Source organism: Povalibacter sp., from assembly GCF_036520495.1.
Classification (GTDB): Bacteria; Pseudomonadota; Gammaproteobacteria; order Steroidobacterales; family Steroidobacteraceae; genus Steroidobacter.
The window spans coordinates 18181-41359 of record NZ_DATDJO010000035.1 but is presented as its reverse complement, the minus strand read 5'-3'; the positions used below and the strand labels follow the sequence as shown (position 1 = coordinate 41359).

The following is a 23179-nucleotide window of genomic DNA, read 5'->3' as shown; positions in this document are numbered from 1 at the left end:
CGCGGTTCATACTTGCCGCGGCCGTCTGCTGTCTGGCGCGCTGCACGGCGCCGGCAATTCATTCGAGGTGTTCATGAAAAACCGACCCAGCGGACGCGCTGCCGACGAGCTGCGACCGATCCGGATCACGCGCAATTTCACTCGCCACGCCGAAGGGTCGGTGCTGGTGGAGTTTGGCGATACGCGCGTGCTGTGCACCGCCAGCGTCGAAGAAACCGTACCGTCGTTCCTGCGCAATAGCGGCGGGGGCTGGGTCACTGCCGAATACGGCATGCTGCCGCGAGCGACGCACACGCGTTCGAGGCGCGAGGCCGCGCAAGGCAAGCAGGGTGGTCGCACGCTGGAGATCCAGCGGCTCATCGGTCGCGCGCTGCGCGCGGTGGTTGATCTGAAAGCGCTCGGCGAACGCACCATCACGCTGGATTGCGATGTACTGCAGGCCGATGGCGGCACACGCACCGCGGCGATCACGGGCAGCTATGTCGCATTGGTCGATGCGGTGAACAAGCTGGTCCGCAAGCGCGTCCTGCGCGACAGCCCGATTCATGGGCAGGTAGCTGCAGTGTCGGTGGGAATCTGGGCCGGCATGCCCGTCATCGATCTCGACTACAAGGAAGACTCTGACGCCGAGACGGACATGAACGTCGTCATGAACAATGGCGGCGGCTTCGTCGAAGTGCAGGGCACCGCCGAGGGCCATGCCTTCCGTCGCGATGAACTCGATGCGCTGCTGAATCTGGCGGCGAATGGCATCGGGCAGCTGTTGGCGAAGCAGATGGAGGCATTGAATGAGGACTGATCTTTACGGCCAACCGGCCAACCAGCCAACTGGCTTACTGGCCAGTTTGGAAGACGCTTGCTCGGTTCTGGCCAGCCGACCAGTTGGCCAGTTGGCCAGTTAGCCCGTTTGCATCATGCGCCTCGTCCTCGCTACCAACAATCGCGGCAAGCTGCAGGAACTGCAGGCATTGCTTGCGCCCCTGAGCATCGAAGTTCTGCCGCAATCGCAGTTCACGTCCGTTGCCGCAGAAGAAACGGGATTGTCGTTCGTCGAGAACGCGATCCTGAAGGCCCGGCATGCGGCTCGTGCTTCCGGATTGCCGGCCATCGCGGATGATTCGGGTATCGAAGTCGATGCGCTTCGCGGTGCGCCCGGCATCTACTCGGCCCGCTACGCCGGGATTGACGCGAGCGATCAGGAGAATCTGGAAAAGATGCTTCGTGAACTGCGCGATGTGCCCGCGGAGCGACGTACGGCGCGTTATCGCTGTGCGCTTGCGTTCATGCGATGGGACACCGACGCATCGCCGCTGGTGTGCCAGGCGAGCTGGGAAGGGCGCATCCTCGATGCGCCGCGGGGTACCGGCGGGTTCGGCTACGACCCGATCTTCGAAGTCGAGCCGGGCGTGACGGCGGCGGAACTGTCGGCGCAGGAGAAAAATCGCCGCAGCCATCGCGGCAAGGCGTTGGCGATGCTCGTCAACGAATTGAAGCTGCACCCGTGAGCGGTTGAAGCCACCGTGTTCACGACATTGCCACCGTTGTCCCTGTACGTGCACCTGCCCTGGTGCGTGCGCAAATGTCCCTACTGCGACTTCAACTCGCATGCAGCGCCCGAGAACGTGCCGCAACGCGACTATGTCGATGCGCTGCTCGAGGATCTGGATCTCGATCTTGCGACTGCCGCCCCGCGACCGCTGATCTCGATCTTTTTCGGCGGTGGTACGCCCAGCCTGTTCAGTCCGGAAGAAATCGGACGCTTCCTCGCAGGCGTTGGCCAGCGCATGGCCTGTGCGAGCGACATGGAGGTCACGCTGGAAGCCAATCCCGGCACGATCGAGCACGGCCGCTTCCGCGGCTATCGCGACGCCGGTGTAACGCGCGTGTCACTGGGCGCCCAGACATTCAACGATCAACACCTCAAGGCGCTCGGGCGCATTCACGGCAGCAACGACATCCAGCGCGCGGTCGACGAGCTCAGGCAGGCGGGACTCGACAACTTCAATCTGGACCTGATGTACGGACTGCCGCAGCAGAGTCGCGAACAGGCGGTTGCCGATGTGGCGACGGCGATTGAATTGCAGCCCGCACACCTGTCGCACTACCAGCTGACCCTGGAGCCCGGCACCGTGTTCTACCACCGTCCGCCGCCGCTGCCGGATCATGATGCGACGTGGGACATGCAGCTCGAATGTCAGGCGCTGCTCGCGCAGCATGGCTACGAGCAGTACGAGGTGTCCGCATACGCCCGCGCGGGACGGCGCTGTCGTCACAACATCAATTACTGGCAGTTCGGCGACTACCTGGGAATCGGCGCCGGCGCCCATGCCAAATTGACGAACGCCGGTGTCGAACGGACTGTGCGATGTCGCCAGCCTCGCGATTACCTTGGTCGCGCGCCAGCCGATCGAGTCACCGAGCGACGGGCGGTCAGTGGCTCGGAACTGTCGTTCGAATTCATGCTGAATGCGCTGCGGCTGCGCGACGGGTTTGCGATCAGCCAGTTCGAGGAGCGGACCGGCCTGCCCATGGCCGCCATCGATTCCGAATTGCGGTCGGCCCAGGCCAGGGGGCTCATGAAGCCGGTACCGGGCGCGTGGGAGCCGACCGAGCTCGGTTTTCGCTTCCTGAACGATCTGCAGGAGATGTTCCTGCCCGGCGCGTAGTCGATCCGCGCACGCCTGAAGACGCACGATGTTGGTGCGGGACGCGTGCAAGTTCGTGAACTGACGCACAAAAATCCCGTCCCAAGGAGCGGTTCGTGCAGACCGTGACAACGGGGTTATGCACACCGGCCTATCGGTCGAGGACAGACGGGAGCTTGATGACGAAATTACACGCAGTGGATGATGTTAAGTCATCAAGTCATTGATAAATAAGGTCGAAAATGGGTGGCTAAAATTTAACCAATGTGACGATGTGCCATTTTCGCTGCCTGTGCCGACCCTGACCGTGGCAATCATCCACAGAGTTATCCACAGGTTTTGTGGATAACCGAAGCTGCGATCCAGGGGTCGCATTGGGTCATTGCTTGAAATGCGGACCGACGGCGCCATTTACCTTGCGACCAGTCATGCGCGCCGTTACACTGCGCGCCCTTTTCGAGGGGGCACATTTAGAGCCCTTACAGAGCATGAAAGCCGCAATCCATCCCGACTACAAAGAGACCAACGTCACCTGCAGCTGCGGGAATGTCTTCCTGACGCGGTCGACGCTCGGGCACGATCTGCAGATCGAAGTCTGCTCGAGCTGCCACCCGTTCTACACGGGCAAGCAGAAGATCGTTGACACGGGTGGTCGCGTCGACAAGTTCCGCAAGAAGTACGCTGCGCGCTGAGCGCGACAGCCGCACGCGACGTCCTCGTCGCGGCACGATTCAAAAAGGGCGCCTCGGGCGCCCTTTTTGTTTGTCTGAACCTTGCCTGAACTGAGTGCGTTCGACGCAATCGCGCGACGCATGAGATCAACGCGTCTTGTAGGTGTGTCGAACCGCGGTTTATAACCGAGCGTCGCTCTCAGCCTGCAGGTCGCGGTCATGCCTTCCAGTTGCCTCGCACGCGTCGCATTGCTCGCGGTGATCAGTGTCATCGGCTTGAGTTCGTGCGCGACCAATCCCGTCAGCGGCCGGCCCGATCTGGTCTTTTCTTCGGAAGAGTCGGAGATCAAGCGTTCCAAGCAGGTTCATCCGCTGCTGCTGCAGCAGTTCGGCGGTGCGTACGACGATCTCCGATTGCAGCAGTACGTGAACGAAGTGGGGCAGCGCGCGGCGAAAGTCGGTCAGCGGCCGGAGCTGCAGTATTTCTTCACGGTGCTCGACAGCGACGAGATCAACGCGTTCACCACCGGCGGCGGTTTCGTCTACATCACGCGCGGCATCATGAATTACCTGAACTCCGAGGCCGAACTGGTCGCGGTGCTCGGGCACGAAATAGGGCACATCACCGCGCGGCATCCGGTGAAGCAGCAGACCCAGTCGACACTTTCCGGAATCGGCGCCGCAGCGATCGGCATTTTCACCGGCAGTGGCGATATCGCCGGACTCGCGGACTATGCCGGCGCCGCTCTCATTCGCGGTTACGGGCGCGACAACGAACTGGAAGCGGACCGCCTCGGTGCAGAGTATCTGGAGGCGATCGGACTTTCGCCGGAGCACATGATCGATGTCGTAAGGCTGCTCAAGAACCAGGAGATGTTCGAAGTCGCGCGGGCTCGTGAAGAGAATCGGCAGCCGCGCATCTATCACGGTGTGTTCTCTACGCATCCCGACAACGACCAGCGCCTGCGTGAGGTCGTCAAGGCGGCGGAGAAGCTCAAGGCGGAAGGCGACAAGGTGGATCCGGGCCGCGAGCGGTATCTGCGGGCAATCGAGGGATTGCCGGTGGGATCGAGTCGCGCGCAGGGAGTGCTCAAAGGCAACCGGTTCTATCACGGCAATATGGGATTCACGGTCGCGTTCCCTTCCGGCTGGACCGTCGAGAACCAGGCCAATCGACTGATGGCCGTCGCGCCGAAGAAAGACAGCGTGCTGCAGATGCAGACGCAGGCGCCCCCGCCGAACATGGGGCCCAAGGAATTTCTCTCCCGTCTGTTGGCACGATCCAATGCGGGGCCGGGCGAGGCGATCGAGGTCAACGGTTTGCAGGGCTACACCGCGGTGGTGCGTTCAGCGAACACGGATTTCGGTGTGGTGCCGGCGCGCTATGCGGTCATCTACTACAACAATCTCGCCTATGTATTCGCGGGTGCGAGCCGCGGCTCCAGCGGAGCGCCATCCGCCGACGCGTTGTTCATGTCGACCGTCAAGACATTCAGGCGTCTGAAGGACAATGAATTCGCCCTCGCCGAGCCCTATAAAATCCGCACGGTGCGCGTCAATCAAAACATCCGCATCGAAGATCTGGCCAAGGATTCGCCCATCAAAAAATATCCGGTCGAACAGCTGCGGCTGCTGAACGACCTGTACCCCGACAAGCAACCAAAGCCCGGGCAATTGCTGAAAATCGTTCAGTAACGGCCCGCGATCTGCGGTGCGCCGTGCCCCGATTTTCAGGCCACTTCCCGGCTTGATTCAGGGGCGGTGTCGTGTAAGTCTGCGCGTCCCGTTTGCACCTGCAAAATGCCAGCGCCTCCGGCGCCCCGACCGTCGACGGAATCCGCAAATGTCCGAGAAGAAGTTTGAGCTGACCGACCTGTCCACCGGCAAGAAATCGATTGCCGAAGTCAAAGATGGCACGCTGGGCCCTAGTGTCCTGAGCGTCGCCAATCTCAACAAAGAACATGGTTTGTTCACGTTCGATCCAGGCTTCATGGCCACTGCGGCCTGTGAGAGCAAGATCACGTTCATCGACGGCGACGAAGGCGTGCTGCTGCATCGGGGCATTCCGATCGAGCAACTCGCGGGCAAGAGCAATTTCCTGGAAGTGGCCTACCTGCTGATCAACGGCGAACTGCCGACCGACGATCAGATCGGTGAGTTCACGCACGCGATCCAGTACCACACGATGATCAACGAATCGCTGCTGCGATTCTTCAACGGCTTCCACTACAACGCGCATCCGATGGCCATGCTGTCAGGCGTGGTCGCGTCGATGGCCGCGTTCTATCACGACTCGATGGACATCCATAACCCGCGTCATCGCGAGATCTTCGCGCATCGGATCATCGCGAAGATTCCGACGATCGCGGCGGCCGCCTACAAGCACGCGCTGGGTCAGCCGTTCGTGTACCCACGCAACGATCTGGATTACTGCTCGAACCTGCTGCACATGTTCTTCGCGGTGCCGTGCGAGCAGTACAACGTCGATCCGGTCACCGCGCAGGCACTGGACCTGCTGTTCATACTGCACGCCGATCACGAGCAGAATGCCAGTACCTCGACGGTGCGCCTTGCTGGCAGCACCGGTGCGAATCCTTATGCTGCGATCTCGTCAGGCATCTCGGCGCTGTGGGGCCCTGCACACGGTGGTGCCAACGAAGCCGTGCTCGCGATGCTCGAGCAGATCGGTACGGTAGAGAACGTGCCGAAGTTCCTCGCGAAGGCAAAGGACAAGAACGACAACTTCCGCCTGATGGGCTTCGGCCATCGCGTCTACAAGAACTTCGATCCGCGTGCCACGATCATCCGTGCGATGTGCCACAAGGTGCTCGCGAAGCTCGGCAAGTCCGACAATCCGCTGTTCGAACTCGCCCTCAAGCTCGAAGAAATCGCGCTCAAGGACGAGTACTTCGTCGAGCGCAAGCTGTATCCGAACGTCGATTTCTATTCCGGCATCATCTACAGCGCAATCGGTATCCCGCAGTCGATGTTCACCGTGATGTTCGCCATCGCGCGCACCGTCGGCTGGGTGGCGCACTGGCAGGAGATGATTGCGGATCCGGCGATGAAGATCAGCCGTCCGCGTCAGCTGTACACCGGTCCGACGCGTCGCGACTACGTCGAGATGAGCAAGCGCTGATCTGCGCTGGCTGGCAAAGGGAAGAATTTCACACGGAGTTCACGAAGAACACGGAGGCCTGGAAAAGAGGCTTTCGACTCCGTGAGTTCCGTGTGAGCCTCTTTCTTCCTCCGTCTTCAGGAAAGCCAGCCAACTCGTTCTGGCGATTTTGCCGCCAGTAGCTCCTGCAATTCCCCGCTATCCGCCCGTCGCATCGGCTTGCTGTCCACCGGACTGGATGGCGATTGGCGAATGCCGTCGATTGGAAACACCACGGCGTCGATCTTGCGATTACCCGCCACGAAACGCACGACGGGATAGCTGACCAGCCGATCGGGTTCGTAACGCAGGCGCCGTTCGCCGATCTCATGGGGAATACCCTGATCCACGAGATGCAGCGCAACGCTTTCCGCGCCGTCCGCAAATAAATGCAGATTCACTTCCGAATGCGCCGATGCCGTGCCACTCAGTACGGGACCGACCAGGCGAGGTTCGAATTTCTTGAGCAGACGCATCGCCTGTAGGGCCGTGCGGCGTGCGGACTCGAGCACGGAGGAATGCTTGTCCGCTTCGAACAACCGCTGGTGTGCAGCCAGAGCGGCCTCAATTTCGGTGTTCTTCGGGAGGACGGCAATGTCGGTCGCACCGAGACGCTCCGCCGCCTTGCGTTTGGCGAGACGATAATCGTCGATACCCTGTTCCGACATGATGCGCGCCGCCTCCTGCGCCAGTGCCTGTCGCAACTGGTCGGCGCGGGGGTTCAGTCGTTTGCTCATGTCGCCTCCTGCAGGCCGGCAGCAGCAATCTTCTTGTTCGCAGCCTGGGCGCGTCTGCTTCAGCGGTGAGAGTACCCGTCAGAAGATCGGATCGTCACTACTTTGTTCGTTCGGATCTGCGCCATCGGATCCATCGCCTTCGGACTCTGGCGGCAGATGTCCTGCCATGAAGGTCTCGAAGATCGCATTCGGTTCTCCGGGGCGGGCCGCCATGCCCGTGTCGGCCGAGACGCGCATCGTGACCAGTCCAGGCGGAGGTGTCCGGCGTTGCTGCGGCACACCTTGCAATGCATCGTGCATGAAATAGATCCACATCGGCAGCGCCGTGCGGCTGCCTTCCTCTCCTGGACCCAGCGAGCGTTCCTGGTCGAAACCCACCCAAGCCGTGCCGACCAGTGACGGCGTGAAGCCGCCGAACCAGGCATCGCGACGATCATTGGTGGTGCCGGTCTTGCCGGCGAGATCGTCGCGTTTCAGCTGCATGGCGCGCGTTGCGGTACCGCGGCGGACCACGTCGGCCATCATGTCGTTCATCAGATAGGCGTTCTGGGGGGAAATCGCCACGGGGGCAATCAGCTTCTCCGGCAGATAGCCGAGGCCACCCCAGCTGCGCTCGTCGACCGTAGGCGCTGGCGGCGCTCCCTCCGGAGCATCCATGACAGCCGTGACAGCCGCGTCATCCACGGGCTGTTCCATGCACTCACGGCAGACCACGCGAGGTTGCGACTCAAAGGCCGTACCGCCATCGGGTCCGATGATCCGATCGATGTAATACGAGCCGACCTGGTAGCCGCCATTCGCGAAGACGGAGTAAGCGCTGGTCATTTCGAGCGGCGACACCTGGGCCGTTCCCAGGGCGAGCGTCAGATTGCGTGGCAGGCTGGCTTCGGGGAAACCGAAGCGTTCGATGTACTTCGTGGTGTACGCAGACCCGAGCGCATGCATCACGCGGATCGACACCAGGTTGCGGGAGCGCACGAGCGCTTCGCGCAGCCGCATGGGACCGCGGAACTCGCGCGAATTGTTCTGCGGACGCCAGGCGGTTTCCAGAGACGCATCGTCGATCACCAGGGGTGCATCATTGATGACAGTCGCCGGTGTGAATCCGTGATCCAGCGCAGCCGAATAGAGGAAAGGCTTGAATGCCGAACCGGGCTGGCGCTTCGCCTGGACGGCACGATTGAAGTTGCTCGAGAAATAATCGAAGCCGCCGACCAGCGCGGTCACCGCGCCGTCCTGCGGATCCATCGCGACAAACGCGCCCTGCGCTTCGGGCACCTGAACCATGCGCCAGGTGCCGGAGCGTTCCTGCGCCACGTAGATGACATCGCCGACGGACAGGATGTCAGCCGCCCGCTGCAGTGGCGGTCCGACGCTGCCGTCAGCTCGCGGAGCGCGCGCCCAGCTCAAGCCCGTCCAGGGTAGATTGATGCGTCCGTGGACCTTCGACCACGCGACGGCGCTGCGATCTTCAACGGTGCGAATGAGCGCCGGTTCGAGTCCGCCGCGCAACGGATAGTCATCGAGCAATCGCGACCAGTCAGACTCCACTGATTGCGCAGGCACGGTGACGCGGCCCACGGGTCCGCGATAGCCGTGTCGTGAATCGTATTCGATGAGTGCTGCACGCACGGCTCGCACCGCTGATACCTGCAGTCGGCTGTCGATCGTGGAGATGACCTCGTATCCCGCCGTGTAGGCATCGGTCCCGAGACGGTTGTACAGATCGGCGCGAACCATCTCTGCGATGTACGGCGCTTCAACCTCGACGGCGGGTCCATGCAGTCGCGACTCGACCGGTGAGTTGTTCGCAGCCGTCTGCTCGTCGGCGGAAATGTAATTCTTCTCACGCATCCGGCGCAGCACGTAGCTGCGACGATGTTTCGCCAGCTCCGGATTCGCAACAGGGTTGTCGCGGGAAGGAAGGCGGAATGTTCCTGCAATCAGCGCGATTTCCGGCAGGGTCAGTTGATCGACGGTCTTGCCGAAATACACCTCGGATGCCGCGCCCACGCCATAGGCGCGCTGGCCGAGGAACATCTTGTTCATGTACAGCGCAAGAATTTCCTGCTTGCTGAACTGCTGCTCGATTCGCAGCGTCAGGAAGATCTCCTGCAGTTTGCGGCGGTAACTTTTTTCGGAGCTCAGGAAAATGCCGCGCGTGAGTTGCATGGTAATGGTGCTGCCGCCTTCACCTTTCTCGCCGGACATCAGATGCCGGACGACGGCCCGCGTCAGACCGGGATAGTCGACACCGCTGTGCTGAAAGAAGCGATCGTCTTCCGCCGCGAGCACGGCGTTGACCAGTTGCTTCGGCAGCGCATCGAACGACAGAGGGATACGCCGCTGCTCACCGAACTGAGCGATCAGCTTGCCGTCGCGGCTGTACACGCGCAGCGGCACCTGCAGCCGGATGTCCCGAATGGCCGCGACATCCGGCAAGGCCGGTTCGAGATACAGGTAGGCGCCGCAAAAGCCGAGAACGAGGGCGGTGCCGATCAGAATGAGGGTCGCCAGTCCGAAACGAAGCCAGGCAGGAAGATAATGTCGCATCACAACAAATGAACCTAAGTCCTTGCTTTAAAAAATACCAATATGCAATAGTACCCGCGAATTAAGTGGGCAAGCTCATCGAAAGGTGAGGACTCAAAGCTTCCGGTCTACGGGTAGAACCTCCTGATGAGGAGGATGAGTTCAGGACAGCGGGGTCGCCGGCGGAATGATACGGGCATCCAGGAAGTGCTGCCCTGTCCTAAACTGGCCCTAGGCAGCAGATCACCGGGCGTATCGCTGCCCACACGCTCCAGGTCCGTGACGCCGTCGCTTGCGTTCTCGCCACAGCCAAATAATTGACTCAACAAGGGCTGAGCTGGACTGACGCTGGGCGCAGGAGTTCCGAATCGCCTCGATGGTATTTCGTGAGACTCCTCACATTCAACTTAACTCGCGGCTTATATATTTGCGACTCGTGTTGAGTGCCCAATCTCAGATTATCCCCTAAGTATCTGATGAAAAAAGGGAAATAGAGTGCTTTTTTCAGCCAAATCCCGACCGGTGCTAGGACTGGATATCACCACGTCCTCCGTCAAGCTGATCGAGATCAGCATGAGCGGCGGGCAATATCGCGTGGAGTCGTACGCTGCCGAGCCGACACCGCCGAATTCCATCAATGAGAAAGCGATCGTCGACGCCAATGCTGTCGGCGATGCAATCAAGCGCGCCGTGAAGCGTTCCGGTGCGCGCGCCAAGGAGGCGGCAGTCGCCATCAGCGGTGACGCGGCTATCACGAAAGTGATCCAGATGCCGCGCACGTTGAACGAGAACGAATTGGAAGGCCAGGTCGAAATGCAGGCCGACCAGTACATCCCGTTCCCCATGGAAGAAGTGAGCTTCGATTACGAAGTCATCGGCCCTTCCGAAAAAGATCCTGAGATGCTCGATGTCCTGCTCGTCGCCACTCGCACCGAGAACGTCGAGCAGCGCGTGGCTGCCTGTGCTGCCGCGGGACTGACGGCGCGCATCGTCGATGTCGAAGCCTTCGCGCTGGAGAATGCCTGCCGCTTGCTGACGCATCAGATGCCCGATGGTGGCCTCGGTCGTGTGCTGGCCGTCGTCGACTTCGGCGCGAGCAGCACCACGTTCAGCGTGCTGCGCGATCTCAAAGTGATTTACACGCGCGACTTTGCCTTCGGCGGCCAGCAACTCACCGAAGAAGTGATGCGCACCTACGGCCTGAGCATGGAAGAGGCGGGTCGCGCCAAGAAAGAAGGCGGACTGCCCGGCAACTACGAAACCGAAGTGCTCGGTCCGTTCATCGACGACATGTGTCAGCAGGTCAGTCGCTCGTTGCAGTTCTTCCTCGCCTCCGGCGCCGGTCGCGAACAGCCCGAGCAGATTCTGATCTGCGGCGGCTGCGCCAACATTCCGGGCGCTGCCGAAATGATTCAGAGCCGCGTGGGTATCGAAGCGCTGCGTGGCGATCCGCTGGGGCAGATGAAGGTCAGTCAGAAGGCGAAGGCCCAGTCGGTGAAGAAGGATGCGACTGCGTTGTTGACCGCTTGCGGTCTGGCGTTACGGAGTTTCGACTGATATGCCAAGAATCAATCTGATCCCATGGCGTGAGGCCGAGCGCAAGCAAACGCGCCAGGAATTCGCGGTCGGTGCGGTCGGTGCATTGGTGCTGGCCGGCGCCATCGCATTCGCGGTCAATCTGCAGATGAGTTCGGCCATCAGTCATCAGAACGAGCGTAATCAGTACCTGAAGGATGAGACTGCGAAGCTCGACAAGCAGATCGCCGAAATCCTCGAACTCGATCAGGAAAAGCAACGCCTGGTCGCGCGTATGCAGGTCATCGAGCAGCTGGAGCGCAGTCGCGCCGAAGTGGTTCACCTTTTCGACCAGCTCGTGAAGACGTTGCCTGAAGGCGTCTATCTGACGTCCATCAAGCAGAACGATCGCAAGCTGCAGCTCAAGGGCAATGCCCAGTCGAGTTCGCGCGTGTCCAACTACATGCGCAACATCGACGCTTCTGTATGGTTGGCTGAGCCATCGCTGGATATCCTGGAAACCAAGTCCGGCAGTACCGCAGGCGCCGACTTCACGTTGAACGCCATGCAGGAAAATCCGAATCTCAAGGCGGGCACGGATGGCGCTTCGGGCGCCGCGCAGGGAGCCCGCTGATGAGCAACTTCCTGGAAGATGTCCGTAATCTGGATCCGAACGACGTTGGCCGCTGGCCGCCGATTTTCCGGCTGGGCGCCATTGGCCTGATTTTCCTCATCGGCGCCTGTTTGATGGTGTACTTCCTTGCGTGGAAGCCCAACAAGCCCGACCTGGACTCCGCGCGCGCGGAGGAGGCGAAGCTGCTCGATACCTTCACGGCAAAGGCGCGCAAGGCCGCGAACCTGGATGCCTACAAGGCTCAGCTCCAGGAAATCGAGCGTTCGTTCGGCGCAATGCTGCGCAAGCTCCCGAACAAGACGGAAGTACCGAATCTGCTGACGGATATCTCGCAGCAAGGCGCGGGGGCAGGCCTGGATCAGAAGCTGTTCCAGCCCAGTGCCCAGGTCAACAAGGATTTCTACGCTGAGTTACCGATCAAGATGCGGTTGACGGGTAGCTTCCATTCGATAGGCGCTTTCGTCAGCGGCATCGCTGCGCTGCCCAGAATCGTAACGCTGCACAACGTCGAGATAGCGCCATTGGCGAAGACCGGGGGCGTCGATCAGCTCCAGCTGGATGTGGTGGCGAAGACCTATCGCTACCTCGACGACGAAGAGCAGGCAGCAGCCGCGCCCGCCGCCAAGCCAGGGACCAAGAAGCGTCCGCCCGCAAAGAAGTAGACCGAAGGTATACAGGCGTCGTATCACATGATGCAGAGCAAGCTACCTGTGGCCGCACTGGTCCTGTTTTGTCTGGGCGGATGCTCAGGCGACATGGATGAGTTGCAGCAGAAAGTCGCCGAGATCAAGAGCCGGCCGGGCGAACGTATCGAGCCGCTGCCCGAGATCAAGCCGTACGAAACCTATGCGTACAACGCCAGCAGCCTGCGCTCGCCGTTCGTACAAAGCGCGCCGGCGGGCAGCGATATGGCCAATGCGCTGCGTCCGGATTCCAAGCGCCCGCGCGAGTTCCTCGAGCAGTTCCCCATCGACAGCATGAAGATGGTCGGCACGCTGGCTCAACAGGGCAAGAACTACGGCCTCGTGCAGGGCAAGGACGGTCTGGTCCATCGCGTGCTGCCGGGCAGCTACATGGGCCAGAACGACGGTCGCGTCGTCAGCATCACGCCCACCCGGATCTCTGTCATTGAAATCGTGCCCGACGGCGTCGGCGGGTACATCGAGCGGCCGGCTGCTCTGGCGCTTACCGAATGAGTCTCAGGGAGAAACCAATAATGTCGTCGTCAATTTCGATCCGGACTGCGTTTCTGCCGAGCGCTGGCATCGCCACGGCAGTATTGCGGCGGCTTGCATGCGTGTTCCTGGGGCTCGTCGCTGCGCACACGGCAGTCGCGCAGGGCGCGAATCGCCTGGAGGACATCCGGGCCAGCGTCACCGCCGGCAACAAGATCGAGTTGACGCTGCGTCTCAGCGACACCGCGCCGCAACCACTCACATTCACTGTCGACAATCCTGCGCGCATCGCGCTGGATCTGCCCGACACCTCCGTCGCCATGACGTCGCGTCGCGTCGACGTGAAGCAAGGCGCGCTGGACACCGTCAATGTCGCCGAGGCCAACGGTCGCACGCGCGTCGTGCTGAACGTCGACAGCCTGGTGCCTTACGAGACCCGGGTACAGGGCAATACCATCGTCGTGACCCTCGGTGCAGGACGTGGCGGCGCAGTCAGTGCGGATTCCGGTGCCGTCGCCGCATCGTCGGCCCGAGTGTCGGCTGCGCCGGTCTCCGGCGTGCGTTCAGTCAACAACATCGACTTCCGTCGTGGCAGTGACGGTTCGGGACGCGTCATCGTCGAGCTCACCGATGCCAGGGTTCCTGCGGATCTGCGTCAGGAAGGTGGTCGCATCGTCGTCAACTTCGCCAAGACCACGCTGCCCGAATCACTGATGCAGCGCCTGGACGTGGTGGACTTTGCCACGCCGGTAAATTCAGTCGATGCCATGCGCGTCGCCGATGGTGCCCGCCTGGTGATCGCCGCGACAGGCGACTATGAGCAGCTTGCCTATCAGTCCGACAACATCTACACGATCGAGATCAAGCCGATCGTCAAGCTGCCGCCGGAGTTGCAGGAAAAGAAGGAATACACGGGCGAGCGACTGACTCTCAATTTCCAGGACATCGAAACCCGCGCCGTGCTGCAGCTCCTGGCCGACACGAGCGGACAGAACATGGTCATCGCGGACACGGTGGGCGGCAACGTCACGCTGCGCCTGCAGAACGTTCCGTGGGATCAGGCCCTGGACGTGGTGATGCGCAACAAGGGCCTCGACCTGCGCAAGGAAGGCAATGTGATGCTCATTGGCCCCGCCGACGAGATTGCAGCACGCGAGAAGCAGCTGCTGGCTGCCCGGAAGGAAGTTCAGGAACTGGCGCCTCTGCGCAGTGAGTTCCTGCAGGTCAATTACGCCAAGGCGGGCGATCTCGCCTCGCTCATCAAGTCAGGTAACAACAACTCACTCCTGTCCGCGCGCGGCAGCGTCGCGATCGACGAACGCACCAACACCCTGCTGTTGCAGGACACGTCGGACCGGCTTGCAGACATCCGCCGCCTGGTCGCGACGCTGGACATTCCGGTGCGTCAGGTTCGTATCGAATCGCGCATCGTGATCGTCAACGACGAGTTCAGTCGTGAGCTGGGCGTGCGCTTCGGTGTCAATGCAACGACGACGAATGTCGGGGGTTCCGATGGTCAGGGATTTCTGAGCAACCGTGGCCTCGATGCAGGCGACGATGTGGTGCTCTTCCCCGGCGCCAATGATCCGCGCGGCGGGCTGGAGATTGGCGAAGCAATCGATCGTTACATGGTCAATCTGCCGGTGGCCAATCCGGCCGGCGCGCTCGCCCTGACCTTCCTGGATTCCGACTTCATCGTCGATCTGGAGCTCTCGGCTGCACAGGCCGAAGGTCGTGGCGAGATCGTGTCACAGCCGACGCTCGTGACAGCGAACCAGCGCGAGGCATCCATCGAGCAGGGTGTGGAAGTTCCCTATCAGGAATCCTCCTCCAGCGGCGCGACGACCACCTCCTTCAAGAAGGCCGTGTTGAGCCTCAAGGTCACGCCGCAGATCACGCCTGACAATCGCGTGATTCTGGATCTGGTGGTTTCGAAGGACAGCGTGGGCCAGGTGGTGCCGAGCGCCACGGGCGGGTTCGTCCCGAGTATCGATACCCGGGAGATCACGACCCAGGTGCTGGTGAACGATGGTCAGACCGTGGTTCTGGGCGGCATCCTCGAGACCGAGCGCCGCGATGCGGAGAGCAAGGTGCCTTTCCTGGGGGATATCCCGGGTTTGGGTTACCTGTTCAAGTCGACGACCAAGACGGACAACAAGAAGGAGCTGCTGATCTTTGTGACGCCACGCATTCTGCGCGAAGGGTCGAACCTTTACTGATCCTGCGTTAACGATCATCTACCGATATCCAAGCGAGAGTGGAAACTCACATGGGAATTCGATTTTTATCCGTAGCGACGGCTCTTCTGTTGCTCGGCGCCTGTGGCGGCAGCGGCGGCAGGCCACCACCGGGTCCTCCGGCACCTGGTAGTCGGACTGCCTCGTCGCTAGTCGTGACTGCGGACGTTCCCAGCATTCCGGCCGATGGTTCCGCGCAGGCCATAGTTACTGCGATTGCACGCGATGCGAGCAACCGTCTGCTGGCTGACGTGTCAGTGGATTTCTCCGCAACGTCCGGCGGAATCGCGGGTTCGCCCGCCATCACGAACGAGTTCGGGGAAGCGAGCGTCATGTTGACGACTGCGGGCGACGCGACTTCGCGAGTCATCACTGTCACGGGGACGACGACCAAGAACGGATTGACCCATTCCGTGAACGTCACCGTTCAGTAAGCAGGGTCGGGCTGCCGACCTGAGGGACATTCCGATTCGGCGCCTGGCACTGAGCCTCGCGCAGGACCTCATTCAAGGCCGCCCTCACGGGCGGCCTTTTCTTTTGTATGCTGCGTTCATGTCCGGCAGCACCAATGTCTACCTCATCGGCCCCATGGGTTCCGGCAAAAGTGCCGTCGGCAAACAGCTGGCACGGCTGCTGCGTTTGAAGTTCTACGACAGCGACACCGAGATCGAACGCCGTACTGGCGTCGATATCCCCTATATCTTCGAGAAAGAGGGTGAGGCGGGTTTTCGCGAGCGCGAGCGCGATGTCATTCACGCGCTGACGGAGCTGGACGGCGTCATCATTGCCACTGGCGGCGGTGCGGTGCTGAGCGAGGAGAACCGCCTCAGGCTGTCGCAACGCGGTCGGGTGGTGTACCTCAAGACAGGCGTGGCGCAGCAATTGGAGCGTACGCGCCATGGCCGCCAGCGACCGCTGCTCTACACTGACGATCCCGAGGCAAAGTTGCTGGAACTGATGACGCTGCGCGCCCCTCTTTACGAATCCATTGCCGCCGTGACGGTGGACACCGACGGACGCCAGGTCCGCGCCGTGGCCGATGAAATCCTGCAATTGCTGCGCGATCCGGTGGTTTCCTGATGACCCGGCGCGTCGAGCAGGTCGATATCGAGCTGGGTGAACGCAGCTATCCGATCCTCGTCGGTACCGGGCTGCTGAAGGACGGCGCGCTGCTGCAGTCCCATGTCCGTGCGCGTGACGTGCTGGTGGTGACCAACGAGACCGTCGCGCCGCTATACCTGCAGACGGTCACTGCGTCGCTGGGTGATCGCCGCATCGTTCCCGTCATTCTGCCCGACGGCGAGGAGCACAAGACGCTGGAGTCCTACGCCCGCATCCTCGATGCGCTGGTGCAGGCGCGGATGAACCGCGATGCGGCCGTGGTCGCACTGGGCGGTGGCGTGATTGGCGACATGGCCGGTTTCGCGGCCGCCAGTTACCAGCGCGGCATCGACTATGTGCAGGTGCCGACCACGCTGCTGTCGCAGGTGGATTCGTCCGTCGGGGGCAAGACAGCGGTCAATCATCCGCAGGCCAAGAACATGATCGGCGCGTTCTACCAGCCGCGTTGCGTCATTGCCGATACGGCGACGCTCGCCACGCTGCCGGATCGCGAATATCGCGCAGGTATTGCCGAAATCGTGAAGTACGGGCTGATCTACGACGCGGCCTTCTTCGACTGGCTGGAGTCCAACGTCGAGGCGCTCAGCTCGCGGACGGATCATGCAGTCATGCACGCGATCAAGCGGTCCTGCGAAATCAAGGCAGCGGTTGTAGGCGTCGATGAGCGAGAGCACGGCTTGCGTGCCATTCTCAATCTCGGACATACCTTCGGTCACGCGATCGAAACGGCGATGGGTTACGGCACCTGGTTGCACGGCGAGGCCGTGGCCGCGGGAATGGTGATGGCTGCTGATATGTCGACACGACTTGGCTGGCTGCCCGCCGCGGATCGGGATCGTTCCCGAACCCTGCTGGCACGCTTCGGGCTGCCCATCGAGGCACCGCGTATCGGAGCCACACGTGCCCGCGAACTCATGGGTATGGACAAGAAGGTCCTCGATCGCAAGCTGCGGCTCGTGCTGATGCGCAAGCTCGGACAGGCCGACATCGTCGGCGACTATCCAGTGGATGCGCTCGACGCTACCCTGCAGCAACACTTTGGCTGATCGGGATACCCGATGACCTCCGCTGCGACGAATCTGGCTGTCTGGGCCGCGACGGATGAACAATCCCGCGGCCGGCGCTTTCCGGAGCCGGCGCCGACATTCCGCGGCGAATTTCAGCGCGATCGCGATCGCATCATTCACTCCACCGCATTCAGGCGCCTGGTCTACAAGACCCAGGTATTCGTCAATCATGAAGGCGACCTGTACCGCACACGGCTGACGCATTCGATCGAAGTTGCGCAGATCGCCCGGACGATCGCACGCGCGCTGAATCTCAACGAAACCCTCGTGGAGGCGATCTGTCTTGCGCACGATCTGGGCCATACACCGTTCGGTCACGCGGGCCAGGACGCTCTCAACGCCTGCATGCAGGCGCACGGCGGTTTCGAACACAATCTGCAATCGCTGCGGGTGGTCGACGAACTCGAAGAGCGTTATGCCGCATTCCCGGGCCTGAATCTGACGTTCGAAACCCGTGAAGGTATCCTCAAGCACTGCTCGCTCAACAATGCGCGACAACTCGGCGAGCTGGGCGAGCGGTTTCTGCGGCGCGAACAGCCCTCGCTCGAAGCGCAGATTGCGAATCTGGCCGACGAGATCGCCTACAACAATCACGATCTCGACGACGGCTTGCGTGCAGGACTCCTGACCATCGAGGCTTTGCGCGAGGTGCCGGTGTTTCGACGCCAGCACGATGTCGTGCTCGCTGCCTATCCGGAAGCCAGCGGGCGGCGCCTCATTCACGAGGTGGTGAGGCGCATGATCAACTATGTCGTGACCGATCTGATCGAGACGTCCTCCGCCGCTATCGAGGACGCCTCGCCAGCAGATGTCGATGCGGTCCGCAAGCACTCGAGCGGGCTGATCCAGTTCAGCGATCCGGTGCGTGCGGAGCATCTCGAGCTCAAGCGCCACCTGCGCGATCATGTGTATCGGCACTATCGTGTGCTGCGCATGACCAACAAGGCCGACACAGTGATCTCCGGTCTGTTCGAGACCTTTTTCAAGCGTCCGGATCTTCTACCGACGGAACACTCCGAGTCGGCGCGAGATATGGAAACGCAAGCCGGCGAAGCGGGACGCGCACGAGCCGTTGCCGACTACATTGCCGGCATGACTGACCGCTACGCCATCACGGAATACGAACGTCTGTTCGATCCGGCCAAACGCAGCTGACGAAGGAGCTGCCATCCCATGACTCTCAAGAACGACCTGTTCCTGCGCGCGTTGCTGCGCCTGCCTACCGACCGCACCCCTGTGTGGATGATGCGCCAGGCGGGTCGCTATCTCCCCGAATATCGGGCGACACGTGCGCGCGCCGGCAGTTTTCTGAAACTGTGCATGACGCCGGAGCTGGCCTGCGAAGTGACATTGCAGCCGCTCGAGCGCTTTCGCCTCGACGCCGCGATCCTGTTCTCCGACATCCTGACGATTCCGCATGCGCTGGGACTTGGCCTGCAGTTTGAAACCGGCGAGGGACCGAAGATCGAGCGTCCGGTTCGCTCTGCTGCCGATGTGGCGCGGCTGGCGGTGCCAGATCCGGCATCGCAACTGCGCTATGTGCTGGATGCGGTCAGTCTGATCCGCCGCGAACTCGCGGGGCGTGTGCCCCTTATCGGTTTCGCTGGCAGCCCCTGGACCGTCGGCACGTACGTCGTCGAAGGCGGCAGCTCGCGCGACTTCGCGCGCATCAAGGGCATGATGTTCGATGAGCCGCAGACGCTGCATCGCCTGCTGCAACTGCTCGCCGATTCGACGACGCTCTACCTGAACGCACAGATCGAAGCCGGCGCGCAGGCCGTGATGATCTTCGATACCTGGGGTGGTGCACTCGCGCCCGCTCAGTATCGCGAGTTCTCGCTGCACTACATGGCGAGCATCGTCGATGGCCTGATTCGTGAACGCGACGGACACCGGGTGCCGATCATCCTGTTCACGAAGGGTGGCGGTGCGTGGTTGCCAGAGATGGCAAAGACGGGTTGCGATGCGCTCGGTGTCGATTGGACCACCGATCTCGCCGATGCGCGTAAAGCGGTCAACGATCAGAAGGCGCTACAGGGAAATCTCGACCCAAGTGTGTTGTACGCGTCACCGCAGAAGATTCGCGAACACGTCGCCGGCGTGCTGGCGAGCTACGGACAAGGCCATGGCCACGTGTTCAACCTGGGCCACGGCATCCATCCGGCCGTCAATCCCGAACATGCAGGCGCCATGATCGAGGCCGTGCACGAACTCAGCCCCGCGTATCACACGTAAGAGAAGACGACGAGTAACCGCATAGAGCGCATAGAACGCATAGAGCAAGAGCGAATAGGTGGCCGCAAAAAGCACAGGACGCGCAAGGTAAGAATATAGGAGGTGTGTCCTGTTCTGACCTTTGCGTCTTGCGGTTATTTCTTTCTATGTGTTCTATGCGTTCTTTGCGGTTACTCCGATTTCTTGGGCAACTGATCGCGCAGCGCGCGACGCAGGATCTTGCCGACATTCGTTTTCGGCAGCTCATCGCGGAAGTAGACGTGTTTGGGCACCTTGTAGCCGGTGAGTTCGGTGCGGCAGTGATCGATGAGCTGCTTCTCGGTCAGGGCCGGATCCTTGCGTACGACGAACAGCACGACGACTTCGCCTGAGCGTTCATCGGGCTGCGCGACGGCTGCGACTTCGAGCACGCCAGGGTGCGTTGCGGCCACGCTCTCGATCTCGTTTGGATACACGTTGAAGCCGGATACCAGGATCATGTCCTTCTTGCGGTCTTCGATATAGACGAAGCCTTCTTGATCGACGCGCCCGATATCGCCGGTACGCAGCCAGCCGTCATCGGTCATCACCTTGGCCGTCTCGTCGGGGCGATTCCAGTAACCAAGCATGACCTGCGGCCCCCGCACGCAGATTTCACCGATCTCTCCGATCCCGAGCTGCCTGCCGGTATCGTCCTGAATGCTGATCTCGGTGGATGAGATCGGCAGGCCGATGGCGCCATTGAAGTCCGCGCCGAAGGGATTGATGCATGCGGCGGGAGACGTTTCGGTGAGACCCCAGGCCTGCGTCAGCACGTTGCCAGTGACTTTCTTCCACTGTTCGGCCACGGAACGTTGCACGGCCATACCGCCGCCCAGCGTGATGCGCAGCTTGTTGAAATCCACATCGGCGAAGCCCGGTGTATTGAGCAGGGCATTGAAGAGCGTGTTGACGCCGCTGATGTAGCTGAAGCGATACTTCTTCAGTTCCTTCACGAAGGCCGGGAAGTCGCGCGCATTGGGGATCAGGATGCTGCGTGCGCCGAACTTGATGAACACCATCCAGTTCGCCGTCAGCGCGAAGATGTGATACAGCGGCAGCGCCGTGATGATCACGTCCTTGCCGAGTTGCGCTTCCGCACCGATCCATGCGGCGGACTGCAGCACGTTCGCCACCATGTTGCGATGAGTGAGCATCGCGCCCTTCGCGACACCCGTCGTGCCCCCGGTGTATTGCAGGAAGGCGATGTCCGTGTGATCGAGTGGCACCGGCGTGAACGGCAGGTACTTGCCCTGGCTCAAGACCGCGTTGAATGGAATCGATCCCGGCAGGTTCCAGTGCGGCACCTGCTTGCGGACATGCTTCACGACCAGGTTGACGATCGACGATTTCGGCCAGCTGAGCCGATCGCCGACCTGTGTGGTGATGACAATGTCGATGTTGGTCTTGTCGATGACCTCATCCAGCGTATGCGCAAAATTCTCGAGGATCACAATGGCGCGGGCGCCCGAGTCGATGAGCTGATGTTCGAGCTCGCGCGCCGTGTACAGCGGGTTGGTGTTGACGACCGTGAGGCCGGCCAGCAATGCGCCGTAGAGCGTGATCGGATACTGCAGGACGTTCGGCAGCATGATGGCAATGCGATCGCCCTTGCGCAGCCCCGCGTCCTGCAGCCACGCTGCGAACTGCTGCGCCTGGTCGCGATACTCGGCATACGTCAGCGTGGTGCCCATGCTGGTATAGGCCGGCAGGTCGGCGAACTGCTCACATGCAGCACCGATCAGCTGCTGCAGCGATGAATATTCGCCAGGATTGATTTCGGCCGGCACGCCAGTCGGGTAATTCTTGAGCCAGATTTTGTCCACGATGATCCCTCGGTCATTGGCAAAAGCGGCCTGCGGCCCTTTTGCGGATAGCAGCTTCGTTGCCGCCGGCAAGAGGCGTGACTCTTGCCGGCGGCGGTGCGACGAATATCAAGGTCCATCGCAAGTCCAACATGGCTGCTGGCGATCCGGTTACTTCTTGAGCTGACGCGATACGGTCGGCCAGATGACGTCGAGCAGGATGGGCTGTGCCTGTGCATTCGGATGAATGCCATCGGCCTGCATCAGCTTGTCATCCAGCGCGACGCTTTCCATGAAGCCATCGATGACGGGAACCGAGTACTTCTGTCCGAGTTCGCCATAGATCGCGTGAAACTGCGTCGTATACGCAGGTCCATAGTTCGATGGAATACGCATCGCAACCAGCACGGGCCGGACGCCGGCGGTCCGCGCCTGTTCCAGCATGGCATCGAAATTCGCGCGTACCTGTTTCAACGGCAGGCCGCGCAGCCCATCGTTGCCGCCGAGCTCGATGATGACCAGCGCAGGTTTGTGCAGTTCGAGCGCGCGCGGCAGGCGCGCCCGCGCGCCGCCCGTGGTCTCGCCGCTTACGCTGGCGTTCACTACCCGGTACCCGTACCCTTGCTTCGCCAGGCGCTGCTGCAGTAGTGCGACCCACGTAGCATCGACGCTGACACCGTAACCCGCGCTCAGACTATCTCCGAAGACGAGAATGACGGGGGCAGGCGCGGCGCCGAATGCGGTCGATAACGACAGCAATCCGAACCAAACCGCGAGTGCGCACCTGAGTAGTAGCGGTTTCACAGTCGTTCTTTCGTCAACCAATCGATCCAGAACACAGCATGAGTCTTGCGACAGTAAGCGGCATGAATATCGAGGCTCCCGTTCTCAGAGCGGAAAAGATCACCAAGCAGGTTAGCAGCCCCGAGGGAACGCTGACCATACTCGCAGAGGTCGATCTGGCCATTGCAGCGGGAGAAACCCTGGCCATCATCGGCGCGTCGGGCGCCGGCAAATCCACGCTGCTGGCGCTGCTCGCCGGCCTCGATGAACCTTCCAGCGGCAAGATCTGGCTGAACGGCGCAGAGCTTTCTGCTCTGAACGAGGATGGCCGCGCTGCCGTCCGTGCCCGCCATGTCGGCTTCGTGTTCCAGAGTTTTCACCTCGTGCCGTCGCTGACCGCGATCGAAAACGTCATGCTGCCGCTCGAACTCGCCGGTCAACGCAATGCGCGCGAAGCTGCCAGGGAGGTCATGGCGCGTGTCGGCCTCTCGCATCGCCTCGGTCACTATCCCCGGCAACTGTCAGGCGGTGAACAGCAGCGCGTCGCCATTGCGCGCGCGTTCGTCACGCGACCCGCCGTTCTCTTCGCCGATGAGCCCACCGGCAACCTCGATGCGGTGACCGGCGAGCGCATCATCGAACTGCTGTTCGATCTGAACCGCGAAGTACAGACCACGCTCGTCATCGTCACGCACGACCAGGCCATCGCACAGCGTTGCGGACGCATCGTGCGCATTGAGGCGGGGCGGGTGGCCGCATGAATCCAGAGAGGAAGATCTCCACGGGGGGCACGGGGACCACGGGGTCAAGAAATCCGTGTCAGTGGTTCGTGATTCGCTTCGTCCC

General features: G+C 61.5%; 21 protein-coding genes and 1 riboswitch. Of the genes, 17 read left to right on the top strand and 4 right to left on the bottom strand.

Going from position 1 to position 23179, the window contains the following annotated elements:
• The first annotated feature begins 73 nt into the window (after nucleotides 1–73).
• The 6 genes from rph (at nucleotide 74) to VIZ63_RS12785 (ending at nucleotide 6455) form a co-directional block, all read left to right on the top strand.
• Entirely contained in the window at nucleotides 74–799 is a 726-nt protein-coding gene (gene rph / locus VIZ63_RS12810) for a ribonuclease PH (protein ID WP_331610040.1), read from the top strand.
• A gap of 115 nt (nucleotides 800–914) precedes the next feature.
• Nucleotides 915–1505 (top strand): RdgB/HAM1 family non-canonical purine NTP pyrophosphatase, encoded by a 591-nt coding sequence (gene rdgB, locus VIZ63_RS12805; RefSeq protein ID WP_331610039.1) that lies wholly within the window; start codon nucleotides 915–917, stop codon nucleotides 1503–1505.
• 15 nt (nucleotides 1506–1520) lie between these two features.
• Nucleotides 1521–2666 carry a radical SAM family heme chaperone HemW gene (hemW, locus tag VIZ63_RS12800; protein ID WP_331610038.1) on the top strand — a complete coding sequence of 382 codons (1146 nt, stop codon included), beginning with the start codon at nucleotides 1521–1523 and terminating at the stop codon, nucleotides 2664–2666.
• Between the two features lie 467 nt (nucleotides 2667–3133).
• On the top strand, nucleotides 3134–3337 hold the full coding sequence (rpmE, locus tag VIZ63_RS12795; RefSeq protein ID WP_331610037.1) for a 50S ribosomal protein L31: 204 nt from the start codon (nucleotides 3134–3136) through the stop codon (nucleotides 3335–3337).
• A 198-nt stretch (nucleotides 3338–3535) separates the two neighbouring features.
• Nucleotides 3536–5011, top strand: coding sequence for a M48 family metalloprotease (locus VIZ63_RS12790; RefSeq protein WP_331610036.1), 1476 nt, complete (start codon nucleotides 3536–3538; stop codon nucleotides 5009–5011).
• Nucleotides 5012–5159: 148 nt separating this feature from the next.
• Nucleotides 5160–6455 carry a citrate synthase gene (locus VIZ63_RS12785; RefSeq protein ID WP_331610035.1) on the top strand — a complete coding sequence of 432 codons (1296 nt, stop codon included), beginning with the start codon at nucleotides 5160–5162 and terminating at the stop codon, nucleotides 6453–6455.
• A gap of 116 nt (nucleotides 6456–6571) precedes the next feature.
• Here VIZ63_RS12785 and VIZ63_RS12780 read toward each other — a convergent pair whose 3' ends face one another.
• Together VIZ63_RS12780 and VIZ63_RS12775 are read right to left on the bottom strand one after the other, a co-directional pair.
• On the bottom strand, nucleotides 6572–7210 hold the full coding sequence (locus VIZ63_RS12780) for a hypothetical protein (protein WP_331610034.1): 639 nt from the start codon (nucleotides 7208–7210) through the stop codon (nucleotides 6572–6574).
• Between the two features lie 78 nt (nucleotides 7211–7288).
• Nucleotides 7289–9763: a penicillin-binding protein 1A gene (locus tag VIZ63_RS12775; protein WP_331610033.1), complete on the bottom strand. Its 2475-nt coding sequence runs from the start codon at nucleotides 9761–9763 to the stop codon at nucleotides 7289–7291.
• Between the two features lie 58 nt (nucleotides 9764–9821).
• Nucleotides 9822–9926: riboswitch (cyclic di-GMP riboswitch) on the top strand.
• A gap of 311 nt (nucleotides 9927–10237) precedes the next feature.
• On the opposite strand from VIZ63_RS12775, the gene VIZ63_RS12770 reads away from it, so the two are divergent.
• From VIZ63_RS12770 to hemE, 10 genes are all read left to right on the top strand, one after another.
• The gene (locus tag VIZ63_RS12770; RefSeq protein WP_349261185.1) at nucleotides 10238–11299 is read left to right on the top strand and encodes a pilus assembly protein PilM; all 1062 of its coding nucleotides are present in this window, start codon (nucleotides 10238–10240) and stop codon (nucleotides 11297–11299) included.
• A gap of 1 nt (nucleotide 11300) precedes the next feature.
• The gene (locus VIZ63_RS12765) at nucleotides 11301–11891 is read left to right on the top strand and encodes a PilN domain-containing protein (RefSeq protein ID WP_331610031.1); all 591 of its coding nucleotides are present in this window, start codon (nucleotides 11301–11303) and stop codon (nucleotides 11889–11891) included.
• Nucleotides 11891–12553 carry a type 4a pilus biogenesis protein PilO gene (locus VIZ63_RS12760; RefSeq protein ID WP_331610030.1) on the top strand — a complete coding sequence of 221 codons (663 nt, stop codon included), beginning with the start codon at nucleotides 11891–11893 and terminating at the stop codon, nucleotides 12551–12553. Before VIZ63_RS12765 ends, VIZ63_RS12760 begins: the two co-directional genes overlap by 1 nt.
• A gap of 27 nt (nucleotides 12554–12580) precedes the next feature.
• Nucleotides 12581–13087, top strand: coding sequence for a pilus assembly protein PilP (locus VIZ63_RS12755; protein WP_331610028.1), 507 nt, complete (start codon nucleotides 12581–12583; stop codon nucleotides 13085–13087).
• A 20-nt stretch (nucleotides 13088–13107) separates the two neighbouring features.
• On the top strand, nucleotides 13108–15285 hold the full coding sequence (gene pilQ, locus VIZ63_RS12750) for a type IV pilus secretin PilQ (protein ID WP_331610027.1): 2178 nt from the start codon (nucleotides 13108–13110) through the stop codon (nucleotides 15283–15285).
• A 173-nt stretch (nucleotides 15286–15458) separates the two neighbouring features.
• Nucleotides 15459–15737 (top strand): Ig-like domain-containing protein, encoded by a 279-nt coding sequence (locus tag VIZ63_RS12745; protein WP_331610026.1) that lies wholly within the window; start codon nucleotides 15459–15461, stop codon nucleotides 15735–15737.
• 118 nt (nucleotides 15738–15855) lie between these two features.
• Complete coding sequence (gene aroK, locus VIZ63_RS12740) at nucleotides 15856–16383, top strand: shikimate kinase AroK (protein ID WP_331610025.1); 528 nt, start codon at nucleotides 15856–15858, stop codon at nucleotides 16381–16383.
• Nucleotides 16383–17471 (top strand): 3-dehydroquinate synthase, encoded by a 1089-nt coding sequence (aroB, locus tag VIZ63_RS12735; protein ID WP_331610024.1) that lies wholly within the window; start codon nucleotides 16383–16385, stop codon nucleotides 17469–17471. Before aroK ends, aroB begins: the two co-directional genes overlap by 1 nt.
• Nucleotides 17472–17483: 12 nt before the next feature.
• The gene (locus VIZ63_RS12730; protein ID WP_331610022.1) at nucleotides 17484–18647 is read left to right on the top strand and encodes a deoxyguanosinetriphosphate triphosphohydrolase; all 1164 of its coding nucleotides are present in this window, start codon (nucleotides 17484–17486) and stop codon (nucleotides 18645–18647) included.
• Nucleotides 18648–18665: 18 nt separating this feature from the next.
• Entirely contained in the window at nucleotides 18666–19727 is a 1062-nt protein-coding gene (gene hemE / locus VIZ63_RS12725) for a uroporphyrinogen decarboxylase (RefSeq protein WP_331610020.1), read from the top strand.
• Nucleotides 19728–19897: 170 nt separating this feature from the next.
• Here the strand turns inward: hemE and VIZ63_RS12720 are convergent, their stop codons facing one another.
• Nucleotides 19898–21571, bottom strand: a complete 1674-nt coding sequence (locus VIZ63_RS12720; protein WP_331610019.1) for an AMP-binding protein — start codon at nucleotides 21569–21571, stop codon at nucleotides 19898–19900.
• Nucleotides 21572–21721: 150 nt separating this feature from the next.
• A complete protein-coding gene (locus VIZ63_RS12715) occupies nucleotides 21722–22309 on the bottom strand; it encodes an arylesterase (RefSeq protein ID WP_331610017.1) in 588 nt (195 codons plus the stop codon).
• A gap of 113 nt (nucleotides 22310–22422) precedes the next feature.
• On the opposite strand from VIZ63_RS12715, the gene VIZ63_RS12710 reads away from it, so the two are divergent.
• On the top strand, nucleotides 22423–23094 hold the full coding sequence (locus VIZ63_RS12710) for an ABC transporter ATP-binding protein (RefSeq protein WP_331610125.1): 672 nt from the start codon (nucleotides 22423–22425) through the stop codon (nucleotides 23092–23094).
• Nucleotides 23095–23179: the final 85 nt, after the last annotated feature.